Genomic DNA, 16,972 nt, shown 5'->3' with positions numbered 1-16,972 from the left:
CTCAGCCGACGACGGCGTGGCCACCGAACTGCTGGCGCAGCGCGGCCACCGCCTTCATGGCGGGAGAGTCGATCTGCCGCGACTCGAAGCGGGCGAACAGCGACGCCGCGATGACGTGCACCGGGACGGCCAGCCGGACCGCCTCGTCGACCGTCCAGCGCCCCTCGCCGGTGTCCTCGGCGTAGCCCTTCAGCTTGGCCAGCTCCGGGTCGCCGTCCAGGGCGCGGTCGAGCAGGTCCAGCAGCCAGGACTTGACGACGCTGCCCTCGCGCCAGCTCTTGATCGCGCCGGGCACGTTGTCGACGTACTCCGAGGCCTCGAGCAGTTCCCAGCCCTCGGCCAGGGCCTGCATCATGCCGTACTCGATGCCGTTGTGGACCATCTTGGTGTAGTGGCCCGCGCCGACCGGGCCGGCGTGCACGAAGCCGTACGGGCCGGCCGGCTTGAGCGCCTCGAAGATCGGCATGCAGTGCGCCACGTGGTCGGCGGCGCCGCCGACCATCAGCGCGTAGCCGTTCTGGTTGCCCCAGATGCCGCCGGAGACGCCGCAGTCCAGGTAGCCGATGCCCTTGGGCGCCAGCCGGGCGGCGCGCGGCTGGTCGTCGGTGAACTTCGAGTTGCCGCCGTCGATGATCATGTCACCGGGCGAGAGCAGCTCGGCGAGCTGATCGATCGTGCTCTCGGTGATCTCGCCCGCGGGGACCATGGTCCACACGACCCGCGGCGCCGCGAGCTTGCCGACCAGCTCGGCGATGCCGGCCACGTCGGAGACGTCGGGGTTGCGGTCATAGCCGACGACCTCGTGCCCGGCGGAACGGATCCGCTCGCGCATGTTGCCGCCCATCCGGCCGAGACCGATGAGGCCGAGCTGCATGGTGTCCCCCTAGATGTTGGCTCTCTCAGCCCAGTATCAGCGTGTTACGCGGATGGGCATGATCAGATAGCGGTATCCCGGCATGATTTCGCCGTCTTCCGCTGCGGGGGAGATCACAGCCGGCTTAAAGGCGTCGACGAACGAGAACACGGCGGTCGGTGCGCCGAGGTTCTGCAGCCCGTCGATCAGGTACTGCGGGTTGAAGCCGATGGTGAGCGGCTCGCCGGTGAAGGTCGCCTCCATGGCCTCGCTGGCCCGCGCCTCCTCCGTGCCGCCGGCCTCGACCACCAGGCCGTCCTCGCCGAAGCTGAGCAGCACCGGGGTGGTGCGCTCGGCGACCAGGGCCACGCGGCGGACGACCTCGACGAGCGCGGAGACGCTCAGCCGCGCCTCGGCGTTGTGGTTGGCCGGGAACAGCGAGCGCACCGGCGGGTAGTTCGCACCGTCGAGCAGGCGGCTCGTGGTCCGCCGGGTGCCGCCGGCGAACCCGATCATTCCCTCGCCGGCGTTGCCCTGCGCGAGCGCGAGGGTGACCTCGCCACCGAGCGGGCCCATGGTCTTGGCGGTGTCGTTCAGCGTCTTCGCCGGGACCAGCGCGTTGAGGCTGATGTCCGGGTCGTCCGGGCTCCACTCGAGCTCGCGCATCGCGAGGCGGTAGCGGTCGGTGGCGAGCATCGCCATCGAGGTGCCGTTCAGCTCGATCCGGACGCCGGTCATCATCGGCAGCGTCTCGTCCCGGCCGGCGGCGATGGCCACCTGCTGCACGGCGGCGGCGAACGCCTGCGCGTTGACCGTCCCGGCGCTGGACGGCATGTCCGGCAGGGTCGGGTAGTCCTCGACCGGCATCGTCGGCAGGGTGAAGCGGGCGCTGCCGCAGACCAGTTCGAGATGCGCACCGACGGCCGCGATGTCGACCGGCTTGTTCGGCAGCGCCTTAGTGATCTCAGCGAGCAGCCGGCCGGATACCAGGGCGGCGCCGTCGGCGTCGGCCTGCACCTCGACGCTGACCTGACTGGAGACCTCGTAGTCGAAGCCCGAGACGTGCAACCTGCCGTCGATCACCCGCAGCATGACGCCGGCGAGCACCGGTACCGACGGGCGGCTCGGCAAACTCTTCGCCGTCCACGCCACGGCGTCGGCGAGTGCGTCTCGCTCCACCCGGAACTTCATGCCATGCCCTCCGCGTCACTCTTCCTCGACGAACCAACTTCGGATGTGCTGGTGGCGCCCACTGAACTCTATGGCTCGGGTCGGTGCTCCGTGCGCCCGGCCCCGGTGCTGCGAACTGAGCCAGGGATGGTTCGAGGCGGCAAGCCGCTCATCCACACCTTCCCCAACGCTGATGATTGCTTTTTGTTGTCTCAGAGAAATATCTAGTCGTCTTCATCGGTCCTGTGCAAAGTGTGGAGAACTCTTGTTTGCGCAGGCCAGCACGTTTTCCACCGGTGATTCACAGGTGGAAAACCAGGGTACAAACCCCGGTCTGCGTCCACAGTCGTCGACCCGACCGCGGTTGTCCACCGTTGTCCACCGGCTATCCACCGGTTATCCACGGGGTTTGTGCCCAGGCCTGGGGATAACGCCGGAACGCTACCGGCTCGTCGTCCCCAGAACCTTCAACAGGAAATCCACACGCGTCCACAGCCTGTGTGGAGTCCGGTGACGGTGCGTGTCTGTCCACATCGATTTCCCCAGGGGTCATCCACATCTGTGGGGTACGGCGGTATGGGTTGTCCACCGCTGGGGATAACTACCTGTGAACGCCTGTGAACTTCTGTGGATAACGTTGGCACGATCCGGTGCCGTCCCGACGTTGACACGAAAGGGTTGGGGAAAACCCCGCGATCGTGGACCGCTCGACGCTCCTGTGGGGACGACAACACCCGTCCGAGACGGCCCGCCAAGCCAGTCGCCTCGCGCCACCCGGCTCGTGCCGCGACCACGAATGTGGACCATGTCGATTGACACGCCGTCCAGCTTGTCGGGTGCGCGGCGGCACGGGCTTCAGGCTGTGACGGTGGCAGATCCCGTTCGCACACGGCGGCTCAATGACCAGGCGTCAGATACCACCCGTCGCGACACTGGTTCACCGATCCGATGACGCCGGGCGACGGTCGTGCCGACCGCGACCGGCGAGAACACGGTGCCGGCGATCACGGAGTCGACCGGCCGGCGACGCCCGCCGAACTGTTCGCCGGCGCGCGGGTCGCTCGCCTGGCCACAGTCGACGACACCGGCGCGCCGCACCTGGTCCCGATCGTCTTCGCCCTGGTCGGCGACGTCATCTACAGCGCGGTCGACGACAAGCCGAAGCGGCATCGCCGGCTGCGCCGTCTCGCCAACGTCGCTCATGAGCCGCGGGTCAGCGTGCTCGCCGACCACTACGACGACGACTGGACCCGACTGTGGTGGGTCCGCGCCGACGGCACCGCCGCCGTACTGCCCGACTCGGCCGATGGGCTCGCGGCCCTCGCGGCCCGGTACCCGCAGTACACGGCCGCACCGCCGGCCGGGCCGTTTCTGCGCATCGAGGTGCACCGCTGGTCGTCCTGGTCCGCGCACTGAGGGCGAGGCGCGATCTGGGCGGCTGAGCAGGGCCGCCACCTGCCCTTCTTTACACCGTGAACCTTCGTGGTCACGGCACCAGCCCGCTTCACTCGGCCAGACCGTGGCGATAGCTACCAACGCGGCACCAGCCCGCTTCACCCGGCCAGACCGTGGCGATAGCTACCAACGCGGCACCGTCGACTCCGATGACAGCTCGACGGCGGCAGGGCGCTGACCGGTCGCCTCGGCCTCACCCACGACGGGTCGAGTTGGCAGTGACGCCGTGGGGCCCGCGCCGCAAGTGTTGACGGCCACCGGCGGTGTGTCTCGGCCGCGACGGGTGGGTGCGGTGGCAGATCGACAATCGGTCTGGCGGGGCATGCGGAGGTGACTGGACACTTTTCAACCTCGCGTGGGCCAGGCGGAGTTCGACGTCTTCATGGGGAGCCAGCCCGACTGGTCGTTAAGTTCGGCGCGTTGCGTCAGCCGGGCTCATGGTAGGTACGGCGGCTTGAGGGCTGCCGTCCTGCGATGGGTTGACCGGGTGGTTTTTAGGTGAGTTCGAGCGCCAGATGCTGCCTACATCGAGCGCCTTGGTAGCCGGGGCCATCCTCGTGTCGCTGAGTTCGAGCGTCATCCGGTGGGATGGGTGTTGAGGGTCGTCAGTCGAACCAGACGACGAGTCGTACGCCGTCTTCTCCGAAGCGTTGCGCCAGGGTTCGCATGACGGCGAAGACGTGTTCCCAGCCGGTTCCGGGTCCGAGTACGTCGGTGCGGGTCACCTGGTCGTATGTGAGCGTGGTGGTGCCGTGCTGCCAGCTGCCGTATGTGGCGTCGATCGGTGACTCGCCGGCTGGAGGCGGTCCGTACTCAGCGACGACATCGGCAGGCCATTCATCGTCGACGCGGTAGCGGCGGCAGAGACCGGACCCGTTCTCGTTGATTTCCAGGACGCCGCGGGCCAAGGGGGTGACGGTCATGTCGAGGTCGCGCAGTTCGGGCCAGGACACCCAGGTGCTGCCACCGATCGCCGCATCGGTTTCCGCGGAGTGGCTGTAGTCCTTGCGAACAGCTTCTGACACGTCGGCCGGGAGGCCGCGACCTTCGGCGACCGGCTCCCAGCCGTTCCAGTTGCGGATGCCGAACAGGCAGCCCAGCGGCGAGTAGTCGCCACCGGGATAGAGCGGATGGAGATCCATGCAGTACACCCACGGCGCCGCACGGTCGGTGCCGATCGACTCGTCGAGTGCGGCGGCACCAATCAGGTCCCGAACCTCGATCGCACCGTAGATGTCGGTTCCCATGGATCGGAATCCTAAGCTTTGTCGATCTTGTCCTGTCCCGCTGCTGCACTTGGGCTTGTTACCGAGTTCGCCACGGGTGTCGGTGGAAGCATCGGCGGGGTCGGGACGGAGGTCTGCCGATACCGCGGATGTCGAGGGTCGAACCTTCGTGGCGATCCGCAGGGACTCGTGGCCGGGCCGTCGCGACGAAATACCGGGTAAGCCGGGACACGGTCAGTGACGCCTGGGCGTCGGCGCGGCCGGGCGAACGCAAGCCGTGGCCGCCGCGGCCGTCGGTGCTGGATCCGTTCACGACGGTCATCGACGAGATCTTGCGAGTGGACCTGGAGGCGCCCCGCAAGCAGCGGCACACACCGCGAAACGGATCTACGACGGGTGATCCACGAACACGGCATGCAAGGTTTGCGGTTACCTCGCCGAACGCACGCCAACGATCCGGGCCGAGGATTCTTGGTTGCGCCAGCGGTCCACACCTGAGTTCCAGCTGATCCGGCTAGCAGGCTCCGTCAGCTGTGGCGCCGACAAGGCGCAGAGGCGGGCCGTCCCCGAACGCCCGGCGAACTACGCTGCTCAAGACCCGCTGGTCACGTGCACTTCTTTCCGGTCAGAGGTTCCGGTCGCGCACGGCGCCCTCGATCCTCAGCAACAACCCGCTGAACAGCATTACGAGCCCCCAGAGGACCCAGCCGTTACCGGGACTCAGCTCGAACTGGGCGACCAGCAGACAAACGACGCCGAGCACCGCGAGGACGTTTCCTCTGACGGCTGTGTTGGGTTTCGTGTTCACGGCGGGAGTGTAGAGCCATGATCATCGTGTGAGCGGTCGCGATTTTCTCGGGGTGCGCGGCGGGTTTGTGGCTTGGGCGCTTGAAGCGGCCGGCCATTTAGGAAGTCCGTGGTGGCGGATTGGTGGCCGGGTCCGGCTGGGTTGGGCGGCGTCGGGATCGGGTGCGGGTCAGCCCGGCGGCGTGGGTCGGGGAGGGACCGGCCACGGGCTGGTCCGGTGAGGTGGCCGGCGCGGTGGTTGCGGTTGTGGTGGCCGGTGTGCGTACCGGAAGATTCGGCGTTTGATCAGGTGTTTTGTTTGATGCGGTTGGTGAGTTCCGCGATCTGGTTGTAGAGGGAGCGGCGCTCGGCCATGTGCTGGCGGATCTTGCGGTCCGCGTGCATGACGGTCGTGTGGTCGCGGCCGCCGAAGGCCTGGCCGATGCGGGGTAGTGAGAGTTCGGTGAGTTCGCGGCAGAGGTACATCGCGACCTGGCGGGCGTTGACCAGGACGCGGGAGCGGGAGTGGCCGCGGAGGTCTTCGAGGCTGACGCCGAAGTAGTCGGCGGTCGAGACCATGATCTGGTCCGCGGTGATCTCCGGGCCGGCGCCGTCGGGCATGAAGTCGCGGAGTACCTCCTCGGCCAGGGAGAGCTGCACCGACGAGCGGGTCAGGCTGGCGAAGGCGGTGACGCGGATGAGGGCGCCCTCGAGTTCGCGGATGGAGTTCGAGACGCGGGAGGCGATGAACTCCAGGACGTCGTCGGGGGCGTACATGCGTTCCTGCGCGGCCTTCTTCTGCAGGATGGCGATGCGGGTCTCGAGGTCCGGCGGCTGGATGTCGGCGAGCAGGCCCCACTCGAACCTGGTGCGCATCCGGTCCTCGAGCGTGGCGAGCTGGCGCGGCGAGCGGTCCGAGCTGATCACGATCTGCTTGTTGGCGTTGTGCAGGGTGTTGAAGGTGTGGAAGAACTCCTCCTGCGTGCGCTCGCGGTTCTCCAGGAACTGGATGTCGTCGATCAGCAGGATGTCGACGTCGCGGTAGCGGCGCTGGAAGGCCTGCGTCTTGTCGTCGCGCAGGGAGTTGATGAAGTCGTTGGTGAATTCCTCGGTGGAGACGTAGCGGACCGAGCGGGCGTGGCCGAGGGTCGTCGCGTAGTGGCCGATCGCGTGCAGCAGGTGCGTCTTGCCCAGTCCGGAGCTGCCGTAGATGAACAGCGGGTTGTAGGCCTTCGCCGGCGACTCGGCGACCGCTACCGACGCGGCGTGCGCGAAGCGGTTCGAGGAGCCGATGACGAACGTCTCGAACATGTACTTCGGGTTCAGACGGTTGCCGTCGTTGCCGCCCGGCCGGCGGTCGCCCGGCTGGCCCCGCATGTCCATCGGTGCCCGGCCGGGGCCGTTGTCGCCGCCGTGCCGCAGCTGCACGTTGTCGTCGCGGCGGTCCTGGCCGAGCAGCGCCGGGCGGTCGTCGGGGCGGCGCTGGTTGTCCCGCAGCTGTGCCGGGTCGGTGGCCATCCGGTGGCCGCCCTGGTCGTTCGACGGGTCCGCGAAGTGCGGCATCTGCCGGGGTGCCTCGCGGCGCTGCGGCTCCGGATCGGTGCGGGTCGGCACCGGGGCCTTCGGGTCCTTCAGCTCCGGTGCGGGTGACTTGGCCGGCTCGGGCTGCTGCGGCAGCGGCGCGGCGAACAGCGCGTCCTGGCCGTCGCGCGGGTGTCCCGACTGTGCTGGGCGTGGGAAGGGCGCCTGCGCCGAGCCGGTCGGGCCGTCGGCGGACTCGTAGTTCTGCTGCGGGTAGCTCTCCGGGTGACCGAACGACGGCGCCTGGGAGTAGCGGTCCGGGTAGGCCGGCGGCTGCTGGTCGGCGTAGTGCGCGGGCGGCAGCTGCGTCGCAGGCTCCGGCGGTGGCGTGCCGTAGACCGTGCCCGGGTGGCCCGTGCCGTCCTCCGGCGGGCGCACGGTCACGGCGACCTGGATCGGCCGGCCCAGCCGGCGCGACAGCGCCTCGGTGATGGCCAGCCGCAGCCGGGACTCGATCACGTCGCGGGTGTAAGTGTCGGGCACCGACAGCAGCGCGGTGTCCTCGACTATGGCGCGCAGACGGGTGAGCCGCAGGTACGCACGCTGCTGTGCGGACGCGATCTCGTCCGCCAGCTCGTCCGTCGCAGCGGTCCACACCCCGCCAAGGTCGACCGTATCGGCCACCGCCGCGCCACCCCCATCGCCGCCGGTTCCCCGGTGGCCTTGTCCGGCTTCCGCCGTTCCTGCCTGTCGTCGCCCGTAGGTGCGACGGACCGGCTTCCCCCAACCCAGCACATTCAACCTGTTGAACGTGCGCGGCGGCGCCGGCTATCCACAGGTTATCCACAACCTGTGCACTTGTCGGCGGTCGCTCCCCGGCCGGATGGTCGGCAGACTTCCCGGAGCCTGTGCTGGCGCGGGAAAACAGGCTCACCGTGCCGAACGATTTACCGCCTCGTCCGGTTTTGGCCAGCTCGACGCGGTATGCGAACAGCGCTGAAGACCAGCAAACGGGCACGCTAACAGCGCGGCCGGTCCCGCATCAACCGCCGGTACCCACCCCGGGTAAGACCTGGCACGAAAAGATTCACTCCGTACGCGGAAAGGCCGACCTCGGTGACGGAGCGCAGCCTTCCCGGCGCGCCGCCTCGGTGATGGTTGACCACCGTATTGGCGCTGCGTAGGGTCGGGCGGTTGCTCCGCCGCACTCTGCTAAAGTGGCGTCTTGCAGCTTTGATGCCCCCTGGACGCCCACGGGTCGTCCGACGAAGACGGAGTTTTGACGTGAGCAAGCGCACCTACCAGCCGAACAACCGTCGGCGCGCGAAGACCCACGGTTTCCGGCTGCGCATGCGCACCCGTGCCGGTCGTGCCATCCTCGCCACCCGTCGCGCCAAGGGCCGCGACAAGCTGTCGGCCTGAGCCGAAGCTGGTCAGGCCGGATGCCCGGGTAGTCGTGCTGGCCGCGGCGCAACGACTGCGGCGTAGCACCGACTTCGCCGCAGCGGTTCGCGGTGGTCGCCGGGCAGGCCGCGGCACGGTTGTCGTCCATCTACTTCTCGATGAGCCGGCGCAAGCCTCCACGGCGCGCGCCGGCTTCGTCGTGTCCAAGGCCGTCGGCAACGCCGTCGTTCGCAACAAGGTCCGGCGGCGGCTGCGCCACCTGGTCCGTGCCCGCCTGACCGAACTGCCCGACGGCACCCTGCTGGTGGTCCGCGCGCTCCCGGCCTCGGCCTCCGCCTCGTACGAGAAGCTCGGCACCGACCTGGACGCCGCCCTCGCGGCGGCACAGTCGCCCCGGCGGCGGCGATGACCACGCCACGCGGACCGGTCGCCCGGGTGCTGACGTGGGGCATCGTCGCGTACCGTCGTTACTTGAGCCCGGCACTGCCGGCCCGCTGTCGGTTCTACCCCTCGTGCAGCGCGTACGCCCAGGAGGCAATCGCGGTGCACGGCGCTCAACGAGGGACCGCCCTGGCGATCTGGCGGCTGTTGCGCTGCCACCCCTTCCACCCTGGCGGGTTCGATCCGGTGCCTGACCCGATCCGTCACCGTCCTGCTGATGTGACTGGAGCATGAATTGAGTCTCGACTGGATCTACTACGCCATTTCGTGGATCCTCCTTCGCTGGCACGGCCTGTGGGAAGCCATCGGCATCCCCGCGACCCCTGTGCTCGGCACCAACTGGGCCTGGATCCTGGCGATCGTCTTCCTGGTGGTGACGCTCCGGATCATCCTGTTCCCGGTCTTCGTCAAGCAGATCAAGTCCCAGCGGGCGATGCAGGCGCTGCAGCCCAAGGTGAAGGAGCTGCAGGAGAAGCACAAGGGTGACCGCGAGACGCTCCAGAAGGAAATGATGGAGCTGTACAAGGTCGAGAAGGCAAACCCGCTCATGGGCTGCCTCCCGATGTTCCTGCAGATCCCGGTCTTCCTCGGCCTGTTCCACGTCCTGCGCCGGCTCTCCCCGGACAACACCCAGAAGACCCTGTACGGCTGGACGGTCGAGCAGTTCGACAGTGCCACCCACGCGGCGCTGTTCACCGCGCCGCTGCCGTCGAAGTTCGGCTCCTCCCCCGCCGAGCTCGCCGCCCTCGGCGCGAACGGCACCACGGTCAAGATCGTCGCCGGCATCCTGGTGCTGATCATGATGGCGACCACGTACCTCACCAGCCGCCAGATGATCCTCAAGACCGGCTGGGCCGAGGACCCGCAGCAGAAGATGATCCAGCGCCTGATGCTGTACGGCATCCCGCTCTCGCTGCTCGTCTCCGGCGCGCTGTTCCCCATCGGCGTGGTCATCTACTGGGTCACGAACAACCTCTTCAGCCTGGCGCAGCAGCAGTGGGTCCTGCGCAAGTTCCCGCCGCCGCAGATGGCCAACTCGAAGTCCGGCTCGACGACCCGCACCACCGGCTCGTCGGCCAAGCCCGGCGCCAAGGGCCCGAAGAGCCCGATCCAGAGCGGCCGCACCGGCGGCCTGTTCGGCCGCAAGCCGGCCGCGGAGCCGGAGACGAAGAGCCCGGTCGTGGACACCAAGGCGCTGGCGCCCAAGCCCGGCGCCAAGCCGGTGAACCCGAAGAAGGGCGCCAGACCCGCCAACAAACCGCAGGGTTGACGCGCCGCGGCCCGGACCCGGGCCGCGCGCGCCCCTGACGGCGTGGCGACAAAGACCTCCCCGCCCCGGTCTGCCCACTGGGCACCGATGCGGGAAACAGCGGACCGAGCAGGTCCGGCCCGAGTGAGTACGGAGATGAGACCGTGACCGACACCAGCACTCCCAGCGCAGAGCAGTCCTCCGAGGAGACCGCTTCCGCCACCGCCGCGGAGTCCGCCGGTACCGAGGAGACCAAGAAGTCGGAGTCCGCGACCACGGACTCGGACCTGTTCCGGCAGAGCGAGATCGCCGCCGACTACGTGGAGGGCCTGCTCGACATCCTCGACTACGACGGCGACATCGACGAACTCGTGTCGGCGGGCCGGCCGATGGTCGAGGTCGTCGGCGGCCGGCTGCAGCCGCTCGTCGGCCAGCGCGGCGCGACGCTGGAGGCGCTGCAGGAGCTGACCCGCCTCGCCATCTTCCGGGCGACCGGGTCGCCGAGCCGGCTGCTGCTGGACATCGGCGGGTACCGGGCGACTCGGCGGAAGGAGTTGACCGCTGTTGCGCGCAATGCGGTCGAGAAGGTCAAGGAGCACGGGGACGCGGTTCGGTTGGAGCCGATGTCGGCGTTTGAGCGCAAGTGCGTGCATGACGTGGTGAACGCGATTCAGGGCGTGCAGAGTGAGTCTGAGGGCGTTGAGCCGAGTCGGCGCATTGTGGTTCGGCCGGCTGACTGAGCTATGACTGACCCACGCTTCGGCGCGGGGGACCACGGCCTGGGTGACGTCGTACCCGGGCCGTTGTCGTCTCCGCCGCCTTTCACTGATTCTGCGTCTTCGTCTGGTCGCGCGGGTTCGTCTGGTGCCGTGGGCGCGTCTGGTCCCACGCGCTCGCCTGGTCGCGCGGGTTCGTCCGATTCTGCGCGCTCGTCTGGTGGCGCGGGCTTGTCCGGCCCCGTGGACTTGCCTGGTCCCGCGCGTTCGTCTGATTCCGTGGGTTCGTCTGGTTCTGCGGGTTTGTCTGGTCCGGTGGGGGCGTCTGGTTCTGCGGGTTCGTCCGGTCCCGCGGGTTCCTCCGGTCCCGTGGGGGCGTCTGGTCCTGTTCCCTCGTCTGGTCCCGCGGGCTCGTCTGATCACGTGGGAGCATCCGATCCTGTAGGCGCTTCTGGTCCTTTGGGTTCATCAGGTCCTACGCGTTCCGCCGGTCCTGCCGGCGGCACGCGGTCTTCCGTGACTTCTGCTGGGTCGCCGGTTTCCAAGCCTTCGGGCTCCGGGTCTGTGGCGCCCTCCGTTGATCCGCCCGCTGAGTATCTGGCCGCGGCTGAGCGGGCCTTTGGTGATCGGCTTCCCCTCGCCGTGCGGTATGCGGAGTTGCTGGTGACCGACGGCGTGGTGCGAGGCCTGATCGGCCCGCGCGAGGCACCCCGCGTGTGGGAACGCCATCTGATCAACTGCTGTGTTATGTCCGAGATGATCCCTATCGGCGCTTCGGTGATCGACGTGGGGTCTGGTGCCGGTTTGCCCGGTATCGTGCTTGCAGTGGCTCGGCCTGATCTCACGATCACCCTGGTCGAGCCGCTGGCACGACGAACCGCTTTCCTGTCCGAGGCGGTGACCGCGCTCGGGCTCGACGCGACCGTGACGGTCGTCCGGGGCCGCGCGGAAGATCTCGTTGGTGGACCCCCCGCCGCCGCCGATGTCGTCACCGCGCGCGCGGTCGCGCCGCTGGACCGGCTCGCCGGTTGGTGCCTGCCCCTCGCCGCCGTCGGTGGCCGGCTTCTGGCGCTCAAGGGCGCCTCGGCCGCGGAGGAGGTGGCGGAGCACCGCGAGGCGATCGCCCGGCTGGGCGGCGCCGAACCGGTGGTCCGGCTCTGCGGGGAAGGGCTGATCGATCCGCCGACCACCGTCGTCGAGATCGTGCGGGAGCGTGCCGTCGTGGGACCAAGGCCGAGGACGTCCGGAAGGGCGGCCGACCGGGGCCGCTCTACCGGCAGCGCCGGCGGGCGGAGCTCCGGGAAGAGGAGATCGCGGAGGGGATAGATGGCCAGGCGGGGCGTGCGGAAGCGAACGGGGAAACTCCCACGGCCCAGTCGAGGCTCAGGGAGGGGGGACGTTTCGGCGGAGTGGCCCAGGCCAGATTCGGAAGCCGACGGTCCTCCGGATCGCCCCTCTCCCTCTTCTATGGCGGACCGGGCTCGGCCCGGCGGGGAATCCGCACCCGCGGCCAGGGCCGATCCGTCCCTGGCGGCGCCCGGTCATCCGCGATCGGACCGAGGATCTAGGCCGTCCGATGGTCGTTCACGGTCAGACGTAGGGCCGACGTCAGCGGGTGGTCTTGCGCGGTTGGATCAAGGCTCGAATCCAGGAGACGGTCATCCACGGTCACGCGTGGGTTCGAGGCCGTCGGAAGTTCAGACGCGGTTGGATCAAGGCTCGGAACCAGCAGGCGATCGTCCACGGTCAGACGCGGCTTCGAAGTCGTCGAGTGGCAACCCGCAACGAGACCGCGGTCCGAGGTCAGCGGACGGTCTTTCGCGGTCAGCCCTCCGCCACTCGGAGTCGGCAGACGGTCAACCACAGTCAGACTCGGACCCCAAGCCGACGGACGACGTCCGGAATTCAGGCGGAGCCGCGGTTGATGACAACCGTGATGGGGTACCCGCTACCCGACAACGAACGCTGCCCACCTCCCGAGTGGCACGCGCAGCAGGTTCGCGCCCGGCGTCGCCGCCGACAGGCGAGGTCGCGGACGACGCTCGGCCGGCCCTCTCGCAGCCTGGTCCCCCTGGCCCCGGCCCGGTCGCGGGCCGATCTCCCGGCGATCCCCCCGGCCCGACAAGGCTTCAAGATCCCACCGAGCCAACCCCCATCGCGGGCTTCACCTCCGGGCCCGGCGATGGTCGGCCTACCAACAGACCTCGGGGGTACGCCGGAACGCTGCGGAACGTGTCCGGATTCATGGTCTTCGAGACGTCGGAAGGGCTGTTGACATCGACTCATCAGGCGGACAATCGTGGCGACGTTCGCCCGGCGGCCGTAGGCTGGCCGCGCGTCGATAGTGTGGACCGGACGGTGGGAGAGCCAGGCGCCCCGCCGTTTCCTGCCGGACCGCACGTTCGCGGTGCCGACCCAATCCAAGCAGGCAGGGAAAAGACGGTGCATGACTATGGCAGGGGCCCCGACGGCGCCCCAGGCTGGGATCGTGTTTCACGTGAAACCGATCCATACGCTGACCACGATCGAAGCGTGAGCCTGAATGTGAGCTTCGAGAGCGGGGAGCAGGGCGTGCCTCAACCACGGGCTGGGAACGGCGGCCAGGTCTACGGCACCCCGATGAGTGAGTCCGACGTCCCCACGGGCGAGCCCCGCCGGTCTGCTCCGGCCCCGCGCTCCGACCCTTCTGAGCCGGGAGGTTCCGGCATTTCGGTCACCTCGGCAGCTTCGGCCCAGCTCGCTGGGTCTTCAGGGTCGGGTCACCCGGTCGCGGTGGTGGCGCAGCCTGTCGGCGGCGACGGCGGGTCGGCAAACGAACATGTTTCACGTGAAACGCCGGATGGGTACGAGGGCGATCCGCCGCTCGCCATGGAAGCGTTGCGTGCTGTGCAGATCCTCAATCCGAGCGGCGAGATCGTGATGCCGCGCCCCGACCGTCCGCGGGTGTTCTGTGTCGCGAACCAGAAGGGCGGCGTCGGCAAGACCACCACGACGGTCAACCTCGCGGTGGCGTTGGCGCTACACGGAAACCGTGTGCTCGTCGTCGACCTCGACCCGCAGGGCAACGCGTCGACCGGCCTGAACGTGCCGCACCACGCGGGCGTACCCGATGTCTATGACTGTCTTATCGACAACGTGCCGCTCGCGGATGTGGCGCAGCCGGTCGAGGGGATCCCGAACCTGTTCTGCGTGCCGGCCACGATCGACCTGGCCGGCGCCGAGATCGAGCTCGTGTCGGTCGTCGCGCGCGAGTCGCGGCTGCAGCGCGCGATCACGGCACACCCCGAGAAGTTCGACTACGTCTTCATCGACTGCCCGCCCTCACTCGGCCTGCTGACGGTCAACGCGCTCTGCGCGGCCCAGGAGGTCCTCATCCCGATCCAGTGCGAGTACTACGCGCTCGAGGGTCTGAACCAACTGATCAACAACATCAATCTGGTACGGCAACATCTCAACCCGACGCTCGACGTCTCCACGATCTTGCTCACGATGTACGACCGCCGCACGCGTCTGGCGGACGCCGTGGAGCAGGACGTCCGGAACCACTTCGGCTCGAAGGTGCTCGAGGCCGTGATTCCGCGGAACGTTCGTGTGTCGGAGGCTCCGAGCTACGGCCAGTCTGTGATGACCTACGATCCGGGTTCGCGGGGCGCCACGAGCTACTTCGAGGCGGCTCTGGAGATCGCGATGCGCGGGGTCAACACGGGAGGCGCGGCATGAAGAACCGTCCACGGGGCGGCCTCGGCCGCGGCTTGGGTGCACTGATCCCAACCGCGCCCCCGGCCGGTGCGGGTGTAGCGACATCGGAGGAACCGCCGCCGTCGATACCCCCTGCCCTGCAACCGTCGACCCCTTCCGAGCCGGCACCCGCGTCCACCCAGTTCATAGCGCCCGCCGAGACCCCGCCGCCCGCGGCCTCCGCCGACAACGGTGACAGCGGCCTCGCGCCGGTGCCCGGCGCGCGCTTCGCGGAGCTCCCGGTCACCTCGATCGAGCCGAACGCGAAGCAGCCGCGCCACGTCTTCGACGAGGACGCGCTGGAGGAGCTGAAGACCTCCATCCAGGAGGTCGGCTTCCTTCAACCGATCGTCGTACGCGACGTCGGCGACGGCCGGTACGAGCTGGTCATGGGTGAGCGTCGCTGGCGGGCGGCACAGGCGGTCGGCAGGGAGACCATCCCCGCGATCGTCCGCGACACCCGCGACGACGCGATGCTCCGCGACGCGCTGCTGGAGAACATCCACCGGGCGAACCTGAACCCGCTCGAAGAGGCGGCGGCGTACCAGCAGCTGCTCGAGGAGTTCGGCGCGACGCACGAGGAACTGGCGCGCCGGATCGGTCGAAGCCGTCCGCAGATCTCCAACACCATCAGGTTGCTGAACCTGCCGGCGCCGGTGCAGCGCCGGGTCGCGGCGGGAATCCTGTCGGCCGGACATGCGCGTGCACTCCTGGGCCTGGACGACGGCGAGACCCAGGAGAAGCTCGCGCTCCGAATCGTGGCCGAGGGGCTCTCGGTCCGAGCGACCGAGGAACTGGTGTCGCTCGCGATCGCCGACGGCCCGGTCAAGAAGTCCGCGCCGACGCGGCGACCCAAGGTGCACGCACCGGCGCTGAACGATCTGGCCGATCGGCTGTCCGACCGCTTCGACACCCGCGTCAAGGTCGACATCGGCCGGAACAAGGGCAGGATCACGATCGAGTTCGCGACGGTCGACGACCTGGAGCGGATCGTCGGGATGATCGGCGTGGAAGAGGAAGGCTCCGACGCGATCGAGGAGTAACCGATCAGCGCCGAACCGGGTTGTTGCCGGCGGCAGGGCTTGGAATGCAAGGCACGTGATCCCCCGGATCACGTGCCTTCTTCATATCCCGATGTTGATCCTCAGTTTGGGGACGATTTTGGCACCCGGTCGCAGCCGTGAAACATGAGGTCAAGTCGGTTCTGGATGATCGTCAGTTCTGTCAGAGCCATTCTCCTGAGGTTTCTGAAAGCTCCGGATCTTCCCGCTCGCCCAAACTCCCCGCCCGAAACGTCATGATTTGGCAGCCGAGCCTGCGAGGAGCCCTCATTCGCCCGCGAAACGTGAGCCGACATCGCAATTCCGGCTGGTATGTCTCTATGAAACTATGCACTGATGTAGATATGTAGGCGCGCGTCTCGTCGCGCCGGCACCTGATTGCTGTCTGAGATCCGCACTGCCTCAAAGCGACGCGATCGGCTGGATCTCGCTCGTCAAGGTTCGTCGCCGCGGTGCCAACCTGGATTCACCGCTTTGCCGCATCGAAGGGCCGAGCGCCACTCCAGACTCGGCCAGCGGTAGAAGCACCCGCGCCATCGCGCCAAAGCCCAACCGAGTAGGAACCAGTTCCGAATCGGACTGCTTAGGATGCGGCCCCGCTGTGGGCCAGGCGTTGGCACCTCTTGTCACTCCATCGGGCTCAGGGATTAGGTACCGGACGCCTGCCGTGTCGAGACCTTCGTGCGGATCAGCCACTAGCAACGAGTAAGGCACTGGTCCTCGCCCCGCCGTTGATGCCGGGCGGCTCGTGGCAGGGCGACGGCCGGGTTTCCGGTTCGTGCGGAGCTGAATGGGTCTTGGCGCCGGCCCTGTTGCTGATCTCGGCGAAGGCTTGAGACTCGCCACCGCAACCTCGGCACGAGCCACGATGTCGACCTCGACCGCGCCCACCATCGGTGACCGCAACCTTGGCCACGAGCTACGACGTCGATCTCGACCCACCGTTGCCGACCAACGTAGGCCTCGCCCGCCGGCCCTCGGACTCGGCCCGCCACTCGGCCCCGCCGCAGCCCGATCCGCCCCCTGCCTGCCCTCGGCGTCGTAACTGCGTCCAGTGTCGGCCCGGCTCTGGCTGGCCCCGACCAACGGTCTCGGACGCGAACCGCGACCAGGACCTTGGCCACGTTGACCTGACCGCGTCCTAGTCCTGGCCCCAGCGCTAGCCGCGCTAGCGGTCTCGACAATGTCCATCCGGTGCGACCGTCGACTCCGACCGCGTCCTCGAAACGGTCCCCACGTCGCCTCGGCCATATCCATTGGCTCCCGCCTCGGCCCCTGCCTCAGCCCGGCCCAGGCCCCAGCCCTGGCCTCGGTGTCGGTCTCGGCACGGGGCTTCGGCCGGCTTCGGCCCC

General features: G+C 68.5%; 14 protein-coding genes. 9 read left to right on the top strand and 5 right to left on the bottom strand.

What is annotated here, in order from left to right; genetic code table 11:
- Position 1: 1 nt before the first annotated feature.
- Positions 2-874, bottom strand: coding sequence for a phosphogluconate dehydrogenase (NAD(+)-dependent, decarboxylating) (gene gnd, locus ACIBSW_RS36600; protein ID WP_354722601.1), 873 nt, complete (start codon positions 872-874; stop codon positions 2-4).
- Positions 875-910: 36 nt separating this feature from the next.
- Positions 911-2,044, bottom strand: a complete 1,134-nt coding sequence (gene dnaN, locus ACIBSW_RS36595; protein WP_354722600.1) for a DNA polymerase III subunit beta — start codon at positions 2,042-2,044, stop codon at positions 911-913.
- 927 nt (positions 2,045-2,971) lie between these two features.
- Between dnaN and ACIBSW_RS36590 the strand changes: the two genes are divergently transcribed.
- A complete protein-coding gene (locus ACIBSW_RS36590; protein WP_354722599.1) occupies positions 2,972-3,439 on the top strand; it encodes a TIGR03668 family PPOX class F420-dependent oxidoreductase in 468 nt (155 codons plus the stop codon).
- Positions 3,440-4,083: 644 nt separating this feature from the next.
- Here the strand turns inward: ACIBSW_RS36590 and ACIBSW_RS36585 are convergent.
- The 3 genes from ACIBSW_RS36585 to dnaA form a co-directional block, all read right to left on the bottom strand.
- Positions 4,084-4,725 (bottom strand): hypothetical protein, encoded by a 642-nt coding sequence (locus ACIBSW_RS36585; RefSeq protein WP_354722598.1) that lies wholly within the window; start codon positions 4,723-4,725, stop codon positions 4,084-4,086.
- 604 nt (positions 4,726-5,329) lie between these two features.
- Complete coding sequence (locus tag ACIBSW_RS36580) at positions 5,330-5,512, bottom strand: hypothetical protein (RefSeq protein ID WP_354722597.1); 183 nt, start codon at positions 5,510-5,512, stop codon at positions 5,330-5,332.
- Between the two features lie 284 nt (positions 5,513-5,796).
- A complete protein-coding gene (dnaA, locus tag ACIBSW_RS36575; RefSeq protein ID WP_354722596.1) occupies positions 5,797-7,695 on the bottom strand; it encodes a chromosomal replication initiator protein DnaA in 1,899 nt (632 codons plus the stop codon).
- Positions 7,696-8,295: 600 nt separating this feature from the next.
- Between dnaA and rpmH the strand changes: the two genes are divergently transcribed.
- The 8 genes from rpmH to ACIBSW_RS36535 all read left to right on the top strand — a co-directional run bounded on the left by rpmH (position 8,296) and on the right by ACIBSW_RS36535 (position 15,602).
- Positions 8,296-8,433 carry a 50S ribosomal protein L34 gene (rpmH, locus tag ACIBSW_RS36570; protein WP_184998313.1) on the top strand — a complete coding sequence of 46 codons (138 nt, stop codon included), beginning with the start codon at positions 8,296-8,298 and terminating at the stop codon, positions 8,431-8,433.
- A gap of 34 nt (positions 8,434-8,467) precedes the next feature.
- A complete protein-coding gene (gene rnpA / locus ACIBSW_RS36565) occupies positions 8,468-8,824 on the top strand; it encodes a ribonuclease P protein component (RefSeq protein ID WP_354722595.1) in 357 nt (118 codons plus the stop codon).
- The gene (yidD, locus tag ACIBSW_RS36560; RefSeq protein ID WP_354722594.1) at positions 8,821-9,090 is read left to right on the top strand and encodes a membrane protein insertion efficiency factor YidD; all 270 of its coding nucleotides are present in this window, start codon (positions 8,821-8,823) and stop codon (positions 9,088-9,090) included. The genes rnpA and yidD overlap by 4 nt, the downstream gene beginning before the upstream one ends.
- A gap of 1 nt (position 9,091) precedes the next feature.
- A complete protein-coding gene (gene yidC, locus ACIBSW_RS36555; protein ID WP_354722593.1) occupies positions 9,092-10,126 on the top strand; it encodes a membrane protein insertase YidC in 1,035 nt (344 codons plus the stop codon).
- Between the two features lie 143 nt (positions 10,127-10,269).
- Positions 10,270-10,845, top strand: coding sequence for a R3H domain-containing nucleic acid-binding protein (locus ACIBSW_RS36550; RefSeq protein ID WP_354722592.1), 576 nt, complete (start codon positions 10,270-10,272; stop codon positions 10,843-10,845).
- Positions 10,846-11,385: 540 nt separating this feature from the next.
- On the top strand, positions 11,386-12,147 hold the full coding sequence (rsmG, locus tag ACIBSW_RS36545; protein ID WP_354722591.1) for a 16S rRNA (guanine(527)-N(7))-methyltransferase RsmG: 762 nt from the start codon (positions 11,386-11,388) through the stop codon (positions 12,145-12,147).
- A 1,116-nt stretch (positions 12,148-13,263) separates the two neighbouring features.
- Positions 13,264-14,541: a ParA family protein gene (locus tag ACIBSW_RS36540; RefSeq protein WP_404799578.1), complete on the top strand. Its 1,278-nt coding sequence runs from the start codon at positions 13,264-13,266 to the stop codon at positions 14,539-14,541.
- Positions 14,538-15,602, top strand: coding sequence for a ParB/RepB/Spo0J family partition protein (locus ACIBSW_RS36535; protein WP_354722589.1), 1,065 nt, complete (start codon positions 14,538-14,540; stop codon positions 15,600-15,602). Before ACIBSW_RS36540 ends, ACIBSW_RS36535 begins: the two co-directional genes overlap by 4 nt.
- Positions 15,603-16,972 lie beyond the last annotated feature (1,370 nt).

The sequence above is a fragment of the Actinoplanes sp. NPDC049668 genome (assembly GCF_044465445.1).
In the GTDB taxonomy this organism is placed as follows: Bacteria; Actinomycetota; Actinomycetes; order Mycobacteriales; family Micromonosporaceae; genus Actinoplanes.
The sequence above is the reverse complement of the archived record's forward strand: the minus strand, read 5'-3'. Positions and strand labels throughout refer to the sequence as shown.

Coding starts and splice junctions, on each gene's coding strand:
- gnd (WP_354722601.1), bottom strand. CDS start 874: ATGCAGCTCGGCCTCATCGGTCTCGGCCGGATGGGCGGCAACATGCGC.
- dnaN (WP_354722600.1), bottom strand. CDS start 2,044: ATGAAGTTCCGGGTGGAGCGAGACGCACTCGCCGACGCCGTGGCGTGG.
- ACIBSW_RS36590 (WP_354722599.1), top strand. CDS start 2,972: ATGACGCCGGGCGACGGTCGTGCCGACCGCGACCGGCGAGAACACGGT.
- ACIBSW_RS36585 (WP_354722598.1), bottom strand. CDS start 4,725: ATGGGAACCGACATCTACGGTGCGATCGAGGTTCGGGACCTGATTGGT.
- yidD (WP_354722594.1), top strand. CDS start 8,821: ATGACCACGCCACGCGGACCGGTCGCCCGGGTGCTGACGTGGGGCATC.
- ACIBSW_RS36535 (WP_354722589.1), top strand. CDS start 14,538: ATGAAGAACCGTCCACGGGGCGGCCTCGGCCGCGGCTTGGGTGCACTG.